Annotated in this window: 2 pseudogenes; both read left to right on the top strand. The window is 43.4% G+C overall.

Going from position 1 to position 479, the window contains the following annotated elements:
- A pseudogene (locus RVS70_RS22205) lies at positions 1-97 on the top strand (carboxylesterase); the annotation flags it as partial.
- A gap of 18 nt (positions 98-115) precedes the next feature.
- Positions 116-479 (top strand): annotated as a pseudogene (locus tag RVS70_RS22200) (ribonuclease R); the annotation flags it as partial.

The raw sequence follows: 479 nt of genomic DNA, 5'->3' as shown, positions 1-479 counted from the left end.
ATGGTACGAGGAATCAGGCCATGTCATTACACTCGACAAAGAACGTGACCTCGTCCATCAGGATGTGTATGAATTTTTAGAGAAGCTCGATTGGTAATCAACAGGAGGTCGGATAATGGAAAAAGAAGCATTTATGGAAAAGCTTCTCTCGTTTATGAAGGAAGAGGCATATAATCCTTTGACTGTTCAGCAACTAGAGGAGATGTTAAAAATTACGGAATCCGAGGAGTTTAAAGAACTCGTCAAAGCGTTAGTCGCCTTGGAAGAAAAAGGGCTTATCGTACGGACGAGAAGTGACCGCTACGGCATTCCGGAGAAGATGAATTTAATAAAAGGAAAGATTTCAGCGCATGCGAAAGGATTCGCCTTTTTGCTGCCTGAGGATACGTCGTTAAGCGATGTGTTTATTCCGCCTAATGAGCTGAATACAGCAATGAACGGCGATATCGTCATGGTTCGCCTGAATTCACAGTCAAGCG

Source organism: Virgibacillus sp. M23 (assembly GCF_034190895.1).
GTDB classification, from domain to species: domain Bacteria; phylum Bacillota; class Bacilli; order Bacillales; family Amphibacillaceae; genus Virgibacillus; species Virgibacillus salarius.
This window is presented reverse-complemented; position numbering and strand designations above follow the sequence as displayed.